11 protein-coding genes are annotated in these 18,112 nt (G+C 40.2%); 1 reads left to right on the plus strand and 10 read right to left on the minus strand.

The window, feature by feature from the left end; all coding sequences use genetic code 11:
* Window positions 1-76: 76 nt before the first annotated feature.
* From ACPWSO_RS00320 to ACPWSO_RS00330, 3 genes are all read right to left on the minus strand, one after another.
* Entirely contained in the window at window positions 77-6,214 is a 6,138-nt protein-coding gene (locus tag ACPWSO_RS00320) for a SpaA isopeptide-forming pilin-related protein (RefSeq protein ID WP_426080766.1), read from the minus strand.
* A 443-nt stretch (window positions 6,215-6,657) separates the two neighbouring features.
* Complete coding sequence (gene alaS, locus ACPWSO_RS00325; protein ID WP_426080767.1) at window positions 6,658-9,294, minus strand: alanine--tRNA ligase; 2,637 nt, start codon at window positions 9,292-9,294, stop codon at window positions 6,658-6,660.
* 454 nt (window positions 9,295-9,748) lie between these two features.
* Entirely contained in the window at window positions 9,749-10,852 is a 1,104-nt protein-coding gene (locus ACPWSO_RS00330; protein WP_426080768.1) for a DUF7278 family profilin-like fold-containing protein, read from the minus strand.
* Between the two features lie 98 nt (window positions 10,853-10,950).
* Between ACPWSO_RS00330 and ACPWSO_RS00335 the strand changes: the two genes are divergently transcribed.
* Complete coding sequence (locus tag ACPWSO_RS00335; RefSeq protein ID WP_426080769.1) at window positions 10,951-11,391, plus strand: GNAT family N-acetyltransferase; 441 nt, start codon at window positions 10,951-10,953, stop codon at window positions 11,389-11,391.
* A gap of 216 nt (window positions 11,392-11,607) precedes the next feature.
* Here the strand turns inward: ACPWSO_RS00335 and rbfA are convergent, their stop codons facing one another.
* The 7 genes from rbfA to ACPWSO_RS00370 form a co-directional block, all read right to left on the minus strand.
* Complete coding sequence (gene rbfA / locus ACPWSO_RS00340; RefSeq protein WP_426080770.1) at window positions 11,608-11,958, minus strand: 30S ribosome-binding factor RbfA; 351 nt, start codon at window positions 11,956-11,958, stop codon at window positions 11,608-11,610.
* 98 nt (window positions 11,959-12,056) lie between these two features.
* Window positions 12,057-14,705: a translation initiation factor IF-2 gene (infB, locus tag ACPWSO_RS00345; protein ID WP_426080771.1), complete on the minus strand. Its 2,649-nt coding sequence runs from the start codon at window positions 14,703-14,705 to the stop codon at window positions 12,057-12,059.
* Window positions 14,706-14,717: 12 nt separating this feature from the next.
* Window positions 14,718-15,020 (minus strand): YlxQ-related RNA-binding protein, encoded by a 303-nt coding sequence (locus tag ACPWSO_RS00350; protein WP_426080772.1) that lies wholly within the window; start codon window positions 15,018-15,020, stop codon window positions 14,718-14,720.
* On the minus strand, window positions 15,013-15,309 hold the full coding sequence (gene rnpM, locus ACPWSO_RS00355) for an RNase P modulator RnpM (protein ID WP_426080773.1): 297 nt from the start codon (window positions 15,307-15,309) through the stop codon (window positions 15,013-15,015). Before rnpM ends, ACPWSO_RS00350 begins: the two co-directional genes overlap by 8 nt.
* A 19-nt stretch (window positions 15,310-15,328) precedes the next feature.
* On the minus strand, window positions 15,329-16,513 hold the full coding sequence (gene nusA / locus ACPWSO_RS00360; protein ID WP_426080775.1) for a transcription termination factor NusA: 1,185 nt from the start codon (window positions 16,511-16,513) through the stop codon (window positions 15,329-15,331).
* 88 nt (window positions 16,514-16,601) lie between these two features.
* Window positions 16,602-17,075: a ribosome maturation factor RimP gene (rimP, locus tag ACPWSO_RS00365; protein WP_426080776.1), complete on the minus strand. Its 474-nt coding sequence runs from the start codon at window positions 17,073-17,075 to the stop codon at window positions 16,602-16,604.
* A gap of 164 nt (window positions 17,076-17,239) precedes the next feature.
* On the minus strand, window positions 17,240-18,019 hold the full coding sequence (locus ACPWSO_RS00370; protein WP_426080778.1) for a GNAT family N-acetyltransferase: 780 nt from the start codon (window positions 18,017-18,019) through the stop codon (window positions 17,240-17,242).
* Between the last annotated feature and the right edge of the window lie 93 nt (window positions 18,020-18,112).

Genomic DNA, 18,112 nt, shown 5'->3' on the forward strand with positions numbered 1-18,112 from the left:
GCTCCATTCAGCTGCTAAAAAAAAAAACGGACCGATGATTGACCAATCACCAGTCCATTTCTTATTTATTTAAAGTTTATCCTTTTTTGGATTTTCTATATCGGTAAACAGCTGTTCCTGCTGCTGCCGCAACAATCACTACTCCGGCATACAGCCAGGTATTATTGACTAAGGAGCCTAGATTAGCTAATCTACCTTTTGGTTTTGAGGTTGACGGATACATGGGATTGGATGGTTTTTCCGGTATTCGGTTGTTCTTAAATTGTCCCAGTTCTATCTGTTCAGGCTTATCTGCTGCGCTGGCAGAAACTGTGAATACTACGGGGTCCTTACTAAGTTGATACCCAGCAGGTGCTTTCGTTTCCTTCACAGTATATTCACCTGGCGCCAGATTAGTAAAATGAACCCGTCCATCAGCATCAGATACATAATCAGCCAGTTTACTACCATTTTTATCAAAGAGAGTGAATACCGCATCTGCTAAGCTTTGTCCTGATTCATTTACTTTAGTAAGCTGAGCAGCTCCCTGATAATTAACATAGGTTCCTGAAAAGAGACCGCCGTTTTCTATGGTTGGCGCACCAACTGCCTCCTTATCAATTGTAAAGGACAACGGATTTGTATTCTTGATAAAACCGGCCGGCGCTTCGTCTTCAATCAGCTGATAGCTGCCTGGAGCAAGTCCGGAACCACTAATAATCCCTAAATCATTAGCAGACAGTTCTGTCACTGAATTGCCTAAGAAATCAATGACCGTTTGTTTCTCCCCTGCTGCATTTTCAATGTGGAAAACTCCGCCTTTTAAAGGCTTATTGTGTTCATCAACTTTTTTTACTGCAAATTTCCCTTGATAATTATTGATATTACCTAAGGAAATGGTCAATGTTTCAGGTTTTCCTAACTGATTTTCAACAGTGAAAAAGATTGGTGTACGGTCAAGAATATAACCGTCAGGTGCTTTTGTTTCCACTAGCTGATACGTTCCGGCAGCAAAACCAGCAGCAAAGATTTTGCCATTCTCATCAGAAGTCAATTTATTCTCTATGGTTATTGGCGCACCGTCTGCATCAAAGATAGGCTGATCTGCCGTTAATGGCGAGCCATCTCCATTCAGTACGTCAAACTCTGCACCGGCCAATCCCCGAATCGGCTGATTGCTGCTTCCATCAATCTTCATTGCTTCAATTGAAACTTGATAGTTTGGCACGACTACAGGATCGATAACAGGATCATTTTCAGAATCTGGTGCGACGACAAAATAGATTGGCTGCGTGTTGATGATATAGCCTGCTGGTGCCTTTGTTTCAATAATTTTATAGCTTCCAGCCGGAAGACCTTCAATGTCGATTACACCGTCTTCACTAGCAGTCACCACTCGTACAGCTACTTCTTCGTTTTGATCATTAGAACGATAAATAGTGAATTCTGCTCCGGCAATTGTTTGAGCAGCTTCCCCTTCCTTCGTTAAAGAAATTTTTCCTTTAAAGTTTTGGAAGTCACCTAATTCCAATACCTCAGGCTGGCCTGCCGCAGCGTCCGGTACGGTAAAGTAAACAGGATAGTCATTAATAACATAAGGACGTCCATCATCGTCTAAAGGTGCTTTGGTTTCTTTAAAGTAGTATCTACCCGGTGCTAGTCCATCTATATGAACCAGCCCATTTTCATCTGACACAATCGGTGTAGAAGTAACTAATGTTCCACTTTCGTCATAAACAGCGAACTCAGCTCCCTGCAGCTTATCGCCTTGACCATTAACCTTGGTTAATTCCGCACTGCCAGTGTAGTTGACTGCCTGACCAACTGTTATCTCAGCCAGCTCGCCATTATTTTGAGCAACAACTGTAAATGAATAGGTTTCAGTATTCAAAATATAACCATCAGGAGCTTTCGTTTCTTTGAAATAATAATCACCTGGTGCCAGATGGTCAATTTTTACTTTTCCATCTCCAGCAGAAACTAAAGGAACTGTATTTACCTTTTGACCATTACTCTTATAAACATCAAATTCCGCTCCCGCCAGAACATCGCCTACTCCATTAACTTTTAGTAAAGAGGCCGCTCCTTGATAATTCACCGCTGAACCAACATCCACTATTTCAGGTTTGCCAGTAGCTTCTGAAGCTACGGTAAATGGATATTCTTTTGTATTCAAAATATAGTCTGTCGGTGCTTTGATTTCGACGAACTTATAGTCCCCGGGTGCCAGATTTTCTACAGTGATGACTCCTTGTGCATCGGAAATCAACGGAGTTGAATTCACTGCTTTTCCATTAGCATCTACCACATTAAACTGTGCTCCTGCTAATGGTTGTCCTTCAGCTGATACTTTTTGCAGCTGCGCTGCACCTTGATAGTTGGTCATGGTTAAATTCACCGTTGGTACCTGATTGTTTTCATTTTTTACAACAGTAAATTCAATTGGTGAAGCATCCAGCAAGTAGCCATCAGGAGCTTTTGTTTCAATCAATTGATAGATCCCGGGAAGCAGGCCATCTATTTCCAAAATTCCCTGACTATTTGTTGTCAACGTACTGTCCGCTGTCGCTGGCAGCCAAACATCGCCAAATTTTCTTTCCAGCTTGAACTGCGCTCCTGCTAATAAACTGCCGTTTTCACCTGTCTTTTTCAAAAATACTTTTGATTTCTGGTTGATAATTTGCTGCGGTTGGGCGGATACTTGGCTGGATTCTTGAGAAATCGTGATTACTCGTCCTGTAACTAAATCGTCTGGAATCGTATAACCATCAGGAGCAATCGTTTCAACCAGAAGATAGTCTCCCAGCTTCAAATTTCCAAAAGTTATTTTCCCGCTATTATCTGTATCTCCTTCACGAAGAATCTGTGTTTTATTGATGTCCCATAATTGGAAGTGAACACCAGGCAATATCATGTTCTTCTCAGTCGTTTTTTGAAGCGTAATACTTCCTTTTGTTCCAGAAGCACTTCCTCCGCTATGATCAATTTGAACAGTCACATTTTTGTTGATTTCCTGATGAACTATTTCAGATCCCGTTCCGTCAATTGTTGCTCTATTACTCACTGTATCTGTATTACCAGTAGCAGATGAGCTGATTAGAGAGCGGTATTCCATTACATAAGCTGTCTTAATTTGATGCAGAAAGCTGACCTGAATCTCCTGATCTCCCGTTGCATTATCTGTTATTAACTCCACCGAGTAGTCCACATCCTCAAGTAACGGCTTGCTATGGTCAACAGTCACGGTACCATCTGTGGCAACAAATGTTTCATAAAGCTTGATAGACTCTCTGTCAACCACTTGATTATTGGATGGATAGTCATGAACCACTACATCATCCAGTGTAGACTGACTTGGATTAATTGTTAAATCCCACAACATATAATTGGGGTCTGTAGTGTCCTGTTTTCCATTCTTTTGAATATGGGAACCGCCGTTTTTAATTGACACATTCCCTGTTACTTCACGGCTTTCATCATCATTTTTATAAGTCGCAACATTATCATAGGTATGAGCACCATTGACGACTTGACCTTCAACAGATGTCTTAAATTCAATGACATACGTTCGCTGAGTCGAAGGAAAATCAATGTGGAGGATATTTCCGTTATTATTCGGTTCCAAAATCGTTAGTCCGCCATCTTGTGTTACATCATTTTCTCTCACAACGGTTCCATCTGGTTCTGTAAACCCATCGTACACCTTAATTGAATTTGGAATATACTGCTGATTCCCAGTTATCGGATCATTCAAAAAGGCATCTATCAGTTGATTCTGACTTAGATTAACATTAATCGTCCAAGTAATCTCTTTTGTCTGAGCATTATATACACCCGATTTTTCTGCGTTGTATGAAAATCCCGGCAGCGGTTTAAATTCATTTTTATCATTGGAATCATGAGAATCACCATTATTGTCCTTCCACGTCACATCTACATTGTTTAAAAAATGGTCGAGTGACGGATTACGAGGATCGATGACACTAATATCAAAAATAGTCGTATAGTTCACTGTAAATGACTCACTGGTGTCTGCGTAATCGTTAATAAAGACAATATCAAACCCGTAATCACTTTTTCCGTCCAAAGAATTGACCGTTATAATATAATCTTCTCCTTCAACTAGCCTGTCGCCTGAAGAAGAATCAATAGTCAGCTGATAGCCTGGAACATCTCCGCCAACAGTAGCTAGTCTCATTCCAGGAACCGGATTAAACTTATCATGAACAGTTAAGTCGTGCATTGGATAGTGATTACCGTTGATTTCAAGAGAATATTTGGCGGTCTGACTACTGTAATTTACATCACCAAGTTTTTTAATGATATTCTGCTGAACAGCATTTCCGTTCCCGCCAGATTCTTCACCAGTATGAGTTTGCACTTTATTATCAACAGCCGTATCATCAGTGACCAAACCATTTACTTTTGTTTTGTATTCAATTTTGTAGGCCTGATCCACATCATGAGTAAACTGAACCACAAATCCGGAACCATTTGGATTGGGTACAAGCACATAATCTTCAGGCGAGGCCAAAGGCGTGCCTTTCTGCTCCTTCCCATCTGCTGAAAAAGTAATTGGATAAATCACAAGCGAATCATCTACAAGATCCATATTATCACTCATTGTATCTGTAATAACTGCGTCCGTCTGATTTACATGCTTTTCACCATAGTTGTAATCAATACTCCATGAAAACTCCTGATTTGACGGATTATAGCCTGTTTGATTTTTTGTTACCATCTTTCCGTATGTGGTCGTAACAGATGCTTCCGCAGGTATTTTTGTCGGATCATTATCATCTGATAAATTGGCCTGATTATTAAATTCCACAGGGCCGCCCTCATTTGGAATGGCATCATCATCGATAGTTGTAACATACTCCACGCGATATGCATCGGAAGTATCCCCTAAAATTGTAACATTGCCATTTTCATCGACTGTATATTGATCAGGTGCGGTTAACTCTTCTCCTACACGAGAAACTGTACCGTCAAGATTCATTACCAGCTTATAGACTTTAACAGAAGAATAGGTTAATCCATCCGGCCAGGTCTCAGTGACTTGGGGATTTGTCAGCTCATTCATTGCCTGATTAATATCCACAGTCCAAGTAACACTGCTAGGATTAGGTGTTTTATTAAACTTACCAGCTTTACTAATAGACGTATCTGTATTCGGCTTCACCGGAACTTCGATAGGAGGTAGATTATCCTCTGCTGGAAATGTCACTACTACATCTCCTGGCTCAGTAACGACGGTCTTATCAAAGATGCTCTCAAAATCAAATGTCCCATTGATATCTATTTCATCCGTAACATTCTCATTGAAAATCATTGTAACCTTACCATTTTCATCTATCGTATATGTTGCATACGTCTCACCATCTTCATTCTTTAAATCTCCACCTTGCGGCAGAGTCTTAACATCCAGCGGCTCCGGCAGGTTGAATTCAAAATAATCTCCTGGTTTAATTTGCTTACGAACATTTTCTGGTATTTCCCAGTCATAATGAATCACGACTGTTGTATCAACTGGAACAGGCGGTTGAATCTCGTTTCCTTCACTATCAAGATATTTTAGTGAAGAACCTGTCAAAATAGTTTTCGGCTCATCAGTAAAATATGTTCGAATATCTGTTCCGGCATCAGCTTTTGCTGCTTTGTCTGGACTATCCGAAGCTTCTGTAGTTTGTGTTGTTGATTCTTTTATTTCAGAACTACTGCTTTCTGTCGTTGCAGGTGTTTCTGATACCTCTGCCGCTGTACTAGAGGAGGACTCACTTGTGCTTTCCTGAATAGGAAGCTCCACAGAGACTTGCTGATTCTCACTGGTTAAAGCAAATGTACCACTAGCGTCTAATGCTTGCTTTTCGATAGAAAAAACAGCAGCAAACGTTCCCTGTGTCTTTGCAGGAATGGTTAGCTCAATTCCGTTTTCTCCAACAGTATAAGAAACCTGAGCACTTCCTGAAGCAATCCCAGCCCCTTGAGCCTTCAAACTGGCGGAAACTGCTGGACTTAATACTTTGGTCAGCGGTTCATCCTGTTCATTTGAGACATTTCCTGCTACTTTCAGCTCAACACTGTCTTGTGTTTCATTATTCACAGACAGACTGGACAGCGTTAAATCTGAACTGTTTGCTTTTGCCAGCTCTTGTGCAATAGCCGGTAACGGCGTCAGGTATTGTAAAAAAATAAGTACTGCCATGAAACTGTAAATAAGCCGATTTTTCATATTAAATTCCTCCCCTTACGACTTGGTTTCACTCCTTACTTTACAAAAAAAAATTTTTTTTTGAAAATATATTGATTTTCAATTTAGACATTTTCTAATAGTTGTATTAATTTATGATTTTTATCACGAAGTTATACGAAAAAAAGCAAAAAAAAAACAGTCATCATAGGTAACAGTACTGACTTAAAATTGATTCATTTCTTGATTCTTCTTGCTAATTTCTCAGCAATTTTTCAGGTTTATTATAATTAGAAAATTGAGATAAAAAATAGAGGCTGTGACATTAGTATGCCTCAGTCCCTTAAACCCGGATAAACGGTGTTTCAGAAGTAACTTCTTCGACAATAAGGCGGAAATTCGCAAAAATTTGTGGAACAATTTTCGGAATTTCCGCCTTATTGCTTGAAGCTGAACACTTCTGTCACAACCTCTATCTATTTTATTTATTTTTCCAGCCAAACAGCCACTTCACTAAGTGCTGCTGAAATACCAGCTGGATTTTTCCCTCCAGCCTGTGCCATGTCCGGACGTCCGCCGCCGCCGCCGCCAACTTTCGGAGCAATGACTTTGATTAAATCTCCGGCCTTTAGCCCTTTATCATTAGCATTTTTAGATATTGCTGCTAATAAACTCACTTTTTCGCCTTGAGCTGTCGCCAGAACCAATACATCAGAAAGTTCTTTTTGTTTCCACTGATCTGCTAGCTGACGCAGTTGATTCATATCCTTAACATTCACCTGAGCGGCAATATAGGTCGTACCATTAACCTCTTTGATATCCTTAAATACATCGCCAGCTTGTTGATTTGCCAGTTTTCCGGCTAACTGCTCATTTTCTTTCTGCAGTTCGCGCAGCTGCTGCTGAAGCTGTTCTGTTTTAGAAACAACTTCTTTTAGCTGAGGTGATTTCACAATTCCGGCAATCGCCTTCAGCTGCTGTTCTTCTTCATTCATCAGTTCATAGGCTTCTTTACTTGTCACAGCTTCGATTCTTCGAACCCCTGCCCCAATTCCAGATTCGGAAACAATTTTGAAAATACCGATGTCTTCTGTATTCGCCACGTGAGTTCCTCCGCAAAGCTCAATAGAGTAACCACCAATATTAACTACACGAACTTCTTTTCCGTATTTCTCGCCAAACAGAGCCATCGCTCCCATATTTTTAGCTGTATCAATATCCGTTTCAATCGTTTCCACTGGGATTGCTTCCCAGATTTTTTCATTAACAATTGCTTCCATTTGAGTAAGCTCTTCACTTGTCACTTGACCGAAATGGGTAAAGTCAAAACGCAGATGTCCCGGCGCTACCAGCGAACCAGCTTGATTTGCATGATCTCCCAGAATATCCTTCAACGCTCTATGCAGTAAATGTGTTGCTGTATGATTTTTCAAAATACGGCTGCGCATTTTCTTATCTACTTTCAGCTGATAGCTGTTGCCTTCAGTCAACTTACCTGTTAATTCCACAGTATGAAGAAACTGACCGTTTGGCGCCTTTTGTACATTCACAACGTGACCAACGATGCCGCTCTCATCTTCAATCGTACCATGATCGGCAACTTGTCCACCCATTTCAGCATAAAACGGTGTTTCCGCAAAAATCACCTGAACAGTTCCTTCAGAAGCTTCATCAATAATTTCTTCTTCTTTTAAAATAACCAGCAGCTTACTTTCAATTTGTAGATTTTCATATCCAATGAACTTGCTTGCTACTTTAATATCTGTCAATACGGCAGATTGAACACCCATAGAGAATTCTTTGCTGCGGGCAGAACGAGCACGTTCCCGCTGAATAGTCATCTCCTCTTCAAATCCAACATGATCAACTTTTAGTCCTTCATCTTCAGCCACTTCTTCTGTCAATTCTACAGGGAAGCCGTACGTATCATATAGCTTAAAGATATCTTTCCCACTCAATGTATCCTTATTAGAAGCTTTAACTGCTTCAATTACCTGGTTAAGAATATCCAGTCCCTCATTAATTGTTTCGTGGAACCGTTCTTCCTCTGTGCGAACTACTTTTTCAATGAATTCTTTGTTTTGCAGTACTTCCGGATAATAACTGACCATGATTTCTCCAACCACAGGTACTAGCTTGTATAGGAAAGCTTCATTGATTCCCAGCTTTTTACCATGCATAACTGCGCGGCGCAGTAACCGTCTTAAAACATAGCCCCGACCTTCATTAGACGGCAGCGCACCATCTCCAATAGCAAAAGCTAAAGCCCGAATATGATCAGAAATTACTTTAAATGAAATATCTGTCTGTGAATTCTCGCCGTATTTCGCTGACTTGCTTAGTCCTTCAACCGCGTGAATAATCGGCATAAATAAATCTGTCTCGAAATTGGTTGGTGCATCCTGAATGATAGATACCATCCGCTCAAGTCCCATCCCCGTATCAATGTTTTTATGTGGAAGTGGTTCGTAAGAGCCATCTGCCTGATGATTAAACTCCGAAAATACTAAATTCCAGATTTCCAGATAACGTTCATTTTCTCCACCTGGATAATTTTCCGGATCATCTTCAGCTACATCTAAAAAGTCTTCTCCCCGGTCATAAAAGATCTCTGAGTCAGGACCACAAGGACCTGCACCAATATCCCAAAAGTTATCCTCCACATCTACAACATGGTCTTCCGACAGCCCAACTTCTTCTAGCCAAATTCTTTTAGCTTCAGTATCTTTTGGATAGACAGTTACATATAATTTTTCTGGGTCAAAGCCAATCCATTCGGGAGAAGTCAAAAATTCCCAAGCCCAGTGAATCGCTTCTGTTTTGAAATAGTCTCCAATTGAAAAATTCCCCATCATTTCAAACATCGTATGATGACGAGCTGTTTTCCCAACATTTTCAATATCATTTGTACGAATAGATTTTTGTGCATTTGTAATCCGTGGATTTTCAGGAACGACCGAACCATCAAAATATTTTTTTAAAGTTGCTACTCCTGAATTAATCCAAAGCAAAGTAGGATCATTAACTGGTACTAAAGAAGCACTTGGTTCAATTGAATGATTTTTTGATTTGAAAAAGTCTAAATACATTTGACGGACCTGACTACTTGATAATTGTTTCATGCTATTTTCCCGCTTTCTTAATAAGTTATATACTTTGTTTCATGCGACTTTTACTTGTTAATCGATTTATAGCAGCTTAATGTACCAGCCTCTTTTGAACGCGCCGGCAGCAGAAGTGCTTCAGTAATTCAAGGTTTCACTCCGCTCTTAGCGAGCGGTCTGATGCTGTTCTACATCAGTTTACTCCGTAAACTGTGTAGAACATGCAAAAACACCATCGCAGTCAAGGACGACAAGTCGCGGTACCACCTTGATTGCAATGATGTTTATCATTACCTCTTAAGCTCTATAACGCGGAGTTGCGTCAGCATTTCTACTGAAATATTTCCAAAGGGAGCCAATCTGGTTATTTGTTGTTTTTCTCTCAGCTATGAAAAACTTTCTGTATACAAAGGGAACCACAAAGATGACCTTTAGATTTCTCCTCAAAGTATAAGGAATATCAGTAAAAAAGTCAATATTTATATGAATCTGTTTCAATCTTAATTGCCTTTCTATACAAATAAATATCCGGACTGAGAATCTGCTCTGCTTCGATAAAATGCTTTGGCTGATAGTAAGTGGATAACGGCAGAATATTTTCAATCAGTGATCCTTTTGGACGCTGTCGTTCCAGCTTCACCCCTTCTTTGGTCAGTTCGTATCTATTACTATGGTTATCAATGACAAGACCAAACATATTTGGCCCGTTTATCTTCTCAATAATCTGTCGCCCTGAGGTATTCGGCGGAACCAAAAGCTCGTTGCCCCAACGAAAAAGTCTTCTTGTACCAGCACCTGCTGCAAATTCCCACTGATCTTCTGAAAGCAAGTCAAAACCTTTCTGGTTCAATCTCCGCTTTAACTCCCCATGTGTACATTCCTGAATAGAATAGACCAGATATGAATCCGTTGTTGGTACAAACTCCAAATAATAGCGGTTCTTTTTATGAATAGATTTTGGAAATTCCCAGGAAATACTTTCCAGTGCAGACAAGGGCGGAAATAATTTCTCCGTAATCTCTTCTTCATAAGGAAGAAAGGCTTCCACCTCTCCTCTGAATGAACCAGTAACTGTGTTTAAAATTCCTAATATCGCTGCACCAGCCGGCAACGCATATTTTTGTACTAGCATTGGCGGTATCTGTTTCTTTCTAAGTAAACTTGTATGGTCATTTATATAGAGACTGATTCCTTCAAGACAAGTAAAATCATATGACTCCTCTGCTTCAATCCAAGCCGATGCATCTGCTATATCCTTTTGATTCAAGTCAGTTTTAAACGTGTGATTTTCCATATCTGATAAATCGGATCCCAACAATTCGTGACTACGTAAGCCTTCTGCTCCCAAGTCCCAACCGAGAATCGCCTCCTTGTTTCCAGGAATAAAAACAAAGGTCTCTCCATCTATCTCCAATTCAAAGGTTCGGCATTTGATGCCATACAGCTCAAAATCCTTTAAACGAATATCTCTTATTTCAGTCATTGGATGAACATGATAAAGTAATATTTCCTGAAATAATGACTGTTTCACTTTATCTGACAGCTTTTTCCAATTTATCCACTCTAATTGTTCCATGAACACTAGCAAGAACCTCCTCGTATTTCTCCTTCAAATCTGTTATTATAAGTATACCACTGAATCAAATTTTTATTATAGAAACATGGAGGAAAACTATGAAACTACATTTTGGAAATGAACGATGGAATCAAGCCGCAGCTTTTGCACTTAGATATGAAGTATTCGTTAAAGAGCAGCATATTTCTATTGAAGATGAATTTAACCGTCTTGATACACCTGACCGTAAATACTTTGTCTTGTATGATGGCCGCGATATCGTTGGTGCTGTCCGTTATCAGATGGATGAAGAAGAAATTATTGTGCCTGATCGTCTATGTGTACATGAAGACTATAGAAGAAAAGGAATGGGTAGTAAGCTAATTAAAGCTTTGGAAGAGAAAGCAGCGAGCGAAGGCTTTAAAACTTCAACTTTATCTGCTGAAATCAACGTAGTTCCTTTCTTTGAAAAACTTGGTTATACAAAGAAATCCGGAACATTTCTGGAAGATAATATTCTTTGCGTGAAAATGTCAAAAAATCTGACAGCCGGAGCCTGAAAGTAATACATAAACGTATTTCTTAAATGCTTCTTACCTATGAAGTTATAAGTTCATTTCAGGCAGAATCATTCCAGTGAGGCTCTCTGAAAATCGACATAGTTTCATTCTTTTGAAACAGCGCTGACAGTTTACTAGCCGGATTATTAGAAAAATATATATTTAAACTTAATGAAAAAGACACACTGCTTTGGCAATGTGTCTTTTTTGGCTCATCTATTCGCCTTGATTTAGTTTTCTAATCAGTTCATCAATATGATTCCCATAAGCGACTGATTCATCTTTTTCAAAAATCAGCTCTGGCGTTTTATAAAGAGTTAGACGCTGTCCTAATTCTTTACGAATCAGGCCCTTCGCTTTGTCTAGTCCTTCTTGGGCTTTTTGTTGATCAGAGGCAAGATCTGACAATAAACTATAGTAAATTTTTGCCTGCTGAAGATCTCCCGTCACACGAACATCTGTAATGGTGATGTCCTGGACACGGGGATCTCTAACGCGTTTTCTAAGAATATCATTGATTTCTCTTAAAATTTCCTGTCCCACACGCCGGTCCCGGTAGTTAGCCATTTGTTCTCCTCCTTTTCACTTGTGAAGTTGCAGAAGTCTTATTTTTAAGCCGTTCTACTTAAACTAAGACTTCCTTCACTCTTGTAAAGCAGAATTCATCAGCTGCGTTTGATTTCTTCCATTACGAAGCCTTCAATGACATCGTCTACCTTCAAATCATTGAAGTTTTCGATCATCGCTCCACATTCAAATCCTAGTTTTACTTCTTTCACATCATCTTTAAATCGTTTCAAGCTAGAAAGGTTGCCGTCGTAAATAACGATGCCATCACGGATCACACGAACACCGCTCTCTCTGCGGATTAAGCCCTCTGTTACGTAACAGCCGGCAATCGTACCAACCTTAGAAACTTTATACAGCTCACGAACAATCATTTGTCCAGTAATTTTTTCTTCGAATTCCGGATCAAGCAAACCTTTCATTGCCGTTTCAATTTCATCAATTGCGTTATAAATGATTCGGTGCAGACGAATGTCTACTTCTTCCTGAGAAGCCTGTTGTTTAGCCTGAGGAGTTGGACGCACATTAAATCCGATGATGATGGCATTACTTGCAGCAGCAAGTGTAACATCACTCTCATTAATCGCACCAACCGCTGAGTGAACGATTTTCACCCGTACGCCTTCAACATCAATTTTCTGCAGACTGGCAGCCAATGCTTCCGCTGATCCTTGTACGTCTGCTTTAATAATGACGTTAACTTCTTTCAGTTCGCCTTCTTTCAAGCTTTCAAACAAGTTGTCCAATGTCACACGGCTGTTAACAGAGCGTTGCTCCACTAAAGCGCGTTTTGCTCTTTCTTCACCAGCCTGACGAGCAGTTTTCTCATCATCTAAAACAGCAAAACGGTCACCAGCCTGAGGCACATCATTCAATCCAGTAATTTCTACTGGTGTAGCCGGTCCGGCCTCTTTGTCTCTGCGGCCGATATCATTCGTCATTACACGAACACGGCCATAGGTATTTCCTACAACAATTGGATCCCCAACACGCAGTGTTCCCTGCTGTACCAGCAATGTTGCCACAGAACCTTTTCCTTTATCAAGACGTGCTTCAATAACTGTACCGATGGCATGCTGTGTCGGATCAGCCTTCAAATCTTCCATTTCAGCAACTAATAAAATATTTTCCAGCAGCTCATCAATGTTCTGATTGAATTTCGCCGAGATATTCACGAAGATGGTATCGCCGCCCCACTCTTCTGGAATCAGCTCATGTTCAGATAAAGCTTGTTTAACATGATCAGGATTTGCTCCTGGTTTATCAATTTTGTTCACAGCAACGATAATCGGTACTTTTGCAGCTTTGGCATGGTTAATTGCTTCCACTGTCTGCGGCATTACACCATCATCTGCAGCGACAACAAGGATTGTAATATCCGTGATGCTGGCACCGCGGGCACGCATACTTGTAAACGCCGAGTGACCTGGTGTATCAAGGAAAGTAATTGGCTTGCCGTCAATCTCAATCTGATAGGCACCAATATGCTGTGTAATTCCGCCGGCTTCACCTGAAGTTACACGGGAATTTCTTAAAGTGTCCAAAAGAGTTGTTTTACCATGGTCAACGTGTCCCATGATAGTTACTACTGGCGGACGAGTTACTAGATTTTCTTCCGTAAGTGCTTCTGGCTCGAAGAATTTATCAATGTCTGCAATATCAAGCTGAATTTTTTCTTTTGGTTCAATGCCGTAATCTACAGCCAACAATTCAATTGTATCTTTGTCCAGAGACTGGTTTTGATTAACCATGACACCCATCATGAATAATTTCTTGATGATTTCTGCAGGTTCACGATAGATTTTCTTCGCAATATCCGCTACATTCATTCCTTCAGTATATTCTAATACTTCAGGCAGCTCTTTGAACTTTCTAGCTGGTACAGGTGGTTTTGTTGATTCCTGATATTTGCCTTTTTTCCCTTTTTTATTGAATTTGTTACGGTTTTGATTATTGTAGTTGTTGCGGCCTCTATTTTGTCCACCGCCACCAAAACTATTGTTTCTGTTTTGATTACCGTAGCCGCCTGTATTTGAGCGATTTTGACCGCCTTGTTGCCCTTGTCCCTGCTGTCCTTGCGGGCGAGTATTGCTGCTTGCCGGTCTTTGCTGACCTTGTCCTTGTCCCTGTGGACGATTTGCATTGTTGTTTGGTCTTTGTTGACTTTGACCTTGTCCCTGTGGACGATTTGCATTGTTGTTTGGTCTTTGTTGACCTTGTCCCTGCGGACGGTTCGTATTGTTGTTTGGTCTTTGTTGACCTTGTCCCTGCGGACGGTTCGTATTGTTGTTTGGTCTTTGTTGACCTTGTCCCTGCGGACGATTCGTATTGTTGTTTGGTCTTTGTTGACCTTGTCCCTGTGGACGATTCGTATTATTGTTTGGTCTTTGCTGACCTTGCCCTTGCGGACGATTTGTGTTGTTATTTGGTCTTTGCTGACTTTGACCTTGTCCTTGTGGACGATGTGCATTGCTGCTATTTGGTTTTTGTGAGTTATTTGTTGTTTGTGTCATCTGTTTGTCTAATCTTCCTTGCTGCCTGTTCGGCTCTTGATTAACTGGTTGCTTGGGCGCACTCGTTGTTCCGCTTTTTGGTGCAAAAGCACTGCGGATTTTCTTTTCGTCATCCGTATTGATCGCCCCCATATGATTTTTTACGTCTATTCCCAGTTCGTGTGCTTTATTGACTACATCTTTACTTGACTGGCTCATTTCTTTGGCTAATTCGTATATTCTTTTTTTTCCCATGCAATCACCTTCCTAGCCTTTCATTAATTCCTTGAACTTATTAGCAAATCCCAGATCATTAATGCCAACGACCATTCGTTTTCTGCCAATTGCGTGACTAAGCTCTGCCTGCTGCAGGTCATCATTCCAGGAAATATTATAGTAAGAACATTTGTCCTTAATTTTCTTTTTGGTATTTTCACTTGCATCAGACGCAACAAAAACCAGCTTTGTTTTTGAGCGTTGGATATCTTTCACCGTTAGTTCTTCACCGGTAATTAATTTTCCTGCTCTCATTGCTAATCCAAGTAAATTCAATATTTTTTCTTTATTCATTGCTGAACAGCTCTTTACGTGCTTTTTGGTGTTCAACATAATCGAATAATTCTTGATAAAATTCATCAGTCAGTGAGGTTTCAAGGACACGATCCAGGATTTTATTCTCCCACGCTTTTTTAACTTCTTCTGGTTCCAATGCCACATAAGCTCCTCTCCCAGGAAGTTTCCCTGATGGATCGATTGCTACGGCACCGTCCTTCGAGCGCGTGATACGAATCAGCTCTTTTTTAGGCTTCATTTCTCCCGAAACAACAGATTTACGCATTGGAATCTTTCTTTTTTTCATTCATATCCCTCCAAAAACGTTATTCTTCTTCTGTTTGCTCGTTTTCATTGTTAAACTCCAGATTTTCGTACTCATCAGAAGTTAAATCGGCTTCTAGTGACTCGCCTTTGTACTCTTCATCAAGAATTTCTTCACCATCTGCAGCTTCTGCCAGCTGTGCATAGAAATCTTCCATTTCAGATTCCGGCTTAATATCAATTTTAAAGTTAGTCAGCTTAGCCGCCAAACGGGCATTTTGACCTCTCTTGCCAATCGCCAGCGATAATTGGAAATCCGGTACCACAACTGTGCAAGCCTTAGGGTTTTCCGGATTAAAAATAACGTCGACTACTTGTGCCGGATTTAGAGCGTTACTGATAAATGCGGCAGAATCTTCATTCCATTCAACAATATCCATGTTTTCACCTTTTAGCTCATTAACAATCGCCTGTACTCGCTGTCCTTTAGGACCTACACATGTACCAACCGGATCGATATTTGGATCATTTGAACGAACCGCTACTTTAGAGCGGTCGCCGGCTTCTCTGGCAATACTTACGATTTCTACAATGCCGTCGTACACTTCCGGAATTTCTTGTTCAAATAGGCGCTTCAATAAATCTGGATGGCTGCGGCTAACAAATACCTGAGGACCCTTTGATGTATTTTCAACCTTTGATACATAGACCTTGATACGGTCGTGGGGCTGATAAAATTCATTTGGCATTTGATCCTGTTTCGAAAGAACAGCTTCAATTTTCCCAAGATTTACATAGATATAGCGGCGATCCTGACGCTCTACAATCCCCTGCATAATATCATTTTCGTACTCGCTGAATTCATTGTAGATAATTGTCCGTTCTGCTTCACGAACCCGCTGCAAAATAACCTGTTTTGCTGTTTGAGCAGCAATCCGGCCAAAATCCTTAGGGGTTACTTCGAAACGAATTTTATCTCCAAGTTCATACGCTTTATTAATAGCCATCGCATCTTTTAAAGACACTTCCAGCTGTGAATCCATTACCTCGTCAGTCACTTCTTTTACAGCATATACATGAATATTTCCTTTTTTATCATCGAATTCCACTTCCACATTCTGTGCTTGACCATAATGTCTTTTATATGCGGAAATCAAGGCTGCTTCAAGCGCTTCGATCACCTTATCTTTTGAAATTCCTTTTTCAGCTTCTAATGCTTCCAAAGCATTTAACATTTCTTTGCTCATTGTTTATTTTTTCCTCCCATAATTTTAGTCAAAGCTGAACGAATCTTATCCTTCATATTTTGAAAGATAAACCGTTAGAAGCTACCACTTAAAACTGAATTGCTAAACGAGCCTTTGCAATATTTTTACGATCTATGACCAATTCTTTTGTTCTTGTTTTAATCTTGATGACCAGTGTCACTGTTTCTTTATCAAAAGCTTTCATTGTACCATCAAATTGTTTTTCTCCATCTACTGCCTGATAAAGCGATACGTGGATGTACTCACCTACAGCATTTTCATAATCCTGTTCCTTTTTCAATGGCCGTTCTGCTCCCGGCGAAGAGACTTCCAGAAAATAGGCCTGCGGAATCGGATCGGGATCGATTGCATCCAGCCGTTCGCTCAGCTGTTCACTGACAAACGCACATTCTTCTATATCGATGCCGCCTTCTTTATCGATGAATACTCGCAAAAACCAGCTTTTTCCTTCCTTGACAAACTCTATATCTACAAGTTCAAAATTTTGCTCTTTTAAGATCGGTGTGACTAACTCGGTAACAGTTTCCACAACACTACTCAAAATTTTCGCCTCCTTCGAGATTAGATGTAACATACCATTGGCAATTAAAGGCTCCTGATAAATGCCATTAAAAAGAGTGAGCAGAAATCCGCTCACTCCCATCTAGTATCATTACTTAAAGACAGTTTAACATAAACCGCAGGAAAACTCAAATCAGCCAGTTTTTAAGCCGTTTCTTCTTCATCTTTTACTAAAAGATAATTCACTTCAAATGCCGCTTCTGTAAAGCCAAGTTTCTGGTAAAGCGACTCTCCCATCCCGCCAATATCTGTAGCCAAACTAATACCTGCTGTTTGGTCCTCTCTGGATTCAACGGCCAGTCTAATTAAGCTTCCAGCAATTCCCTGCTTGCGGAAAGCCTCTTTGACAAATACATTCTCAATTTTATAATAGTCTTTCAGCTTATATACATCCAAGCTGCCGATTGCTTTTCCTTCTGACACAGCAATGTAAAAACGAACCTCGGAAAGCTCACGTAAAAACCAAAGGAAACGTAGTTTTTCCTCAGCAAAGCTTTCTGAAATACGCGTGCCGTCCTCATAAGTATAATCACAATAAGCCTGAAAATCTTCATCCGTTACTACTTCCTTGATTTCAACAGCGGTTTGGGCGCTGGAAAGCTTTTCCTTTTCAGTCAGAACCATGTAGACCAGCTGTTCACTTGAACTTGTATAACCGGAAATCTCAGGAAGCTTCCAATCAGCTTCTTGTAGATTGTCTGTAATTTTCCCAAAAAAACGTAAAAACAGACTCTTACCATTGAGGCGCTTTACTTCATTCTTGGCTGCTGCCGAAAAGCCTTTTGTTTTAAGATACCAGAAATTATGATCGTACATCTGAGGAACAAAAGGATTTATATACTCATTGATTTCCCTTCCCTTTTTTGCTTGATTCACCAAACTAAAATAAAATAATTCATTTTTTTCAATTTCTTTTGCATTCATGCAACTATTCTCACCTTTCAATTCTAAGCCTCGTTTCCATGGTACTCTTTTATAGGAGAAATTCAACGTTTATTTTCAGTTCCGGCTTTCTTT

Source organism: Enterococcus sp. LJL51, from assembly GCF_049894025.1.
Taxonomy (GTDB): domain Bacteria; phylum Bacillota; class Bacilli; order Lactobacillales; family Enterococcaceae; genus Enterococcus_L.

Coding starts and splice junctions, on each gene's coding strand:
- rbfA (WP_426080770.1), bottom strand. CDS start 11,958: ATGGCTAACTACCGGGACCGGCGTGTGGGACAGGAAATTTTAAGAGAA.
- alaS (WP_426080767.1), bottom strand. CDS start 9,294: ATGAAACAATTATCAAGTAGTCAGGTCCGTCAAATGTATTTAGACTTT.
- ACPWSO_RS00335 (WP_426080769.1), top strand. CDS start 10,951: ATGAAACTACATTTTGGAAATGAACGATGGAATCAAGCCGCAGCTTTT.
- ACPWSO_RS00370 (WP_426080778.1), bottom strand. CDS start 18,019: ATGAATGCAAAAGAAATTGAAAAAAATGAATTATTTTATTTTAGTTTG.
- ACPWSO_RS00350 (WP_426080772.1), bottom strand. CDS start 15,020: ATGAATAAAGAAAAAATATTGAATTTACTTGGATTAGCAATGAGAGCA.
- nusA (WP_426080775.1), bottom strand. CDS start 16,513: ATGAGCAAAGAAATGTTAAATGCTTTGGAAGCATTAGAAGCTGAAAAA.
- ACPWSO_RS00320 (WP_426080766.1), bottom strand. CDS start 6,214: ATGAAAAATCGGCTTATTTACAGTTTCATGGCAGTACTTATTTTTTTA.
- ACPWSO_RS00330 (WP_426080768.1), bottom strand. CDS start 10,852: ATGGAACAATTAGAGTGGATAAATTGGAAAAAGCTGTCAGATAAAGTG.
- rnpM (WP_426080773.1), bottom strand. CDS start 15,309: ATGAAAAAAAGAAAGATTCCAATGCGTAAATCTGTTGTTTCGGGAGAA.
- infB (WP_426080771.1), bottom strand. CDS start 14,705: ATGGGAAAAAAAAGAATATACGAATTAGCCAAAGAAATGAGCCAGTCA.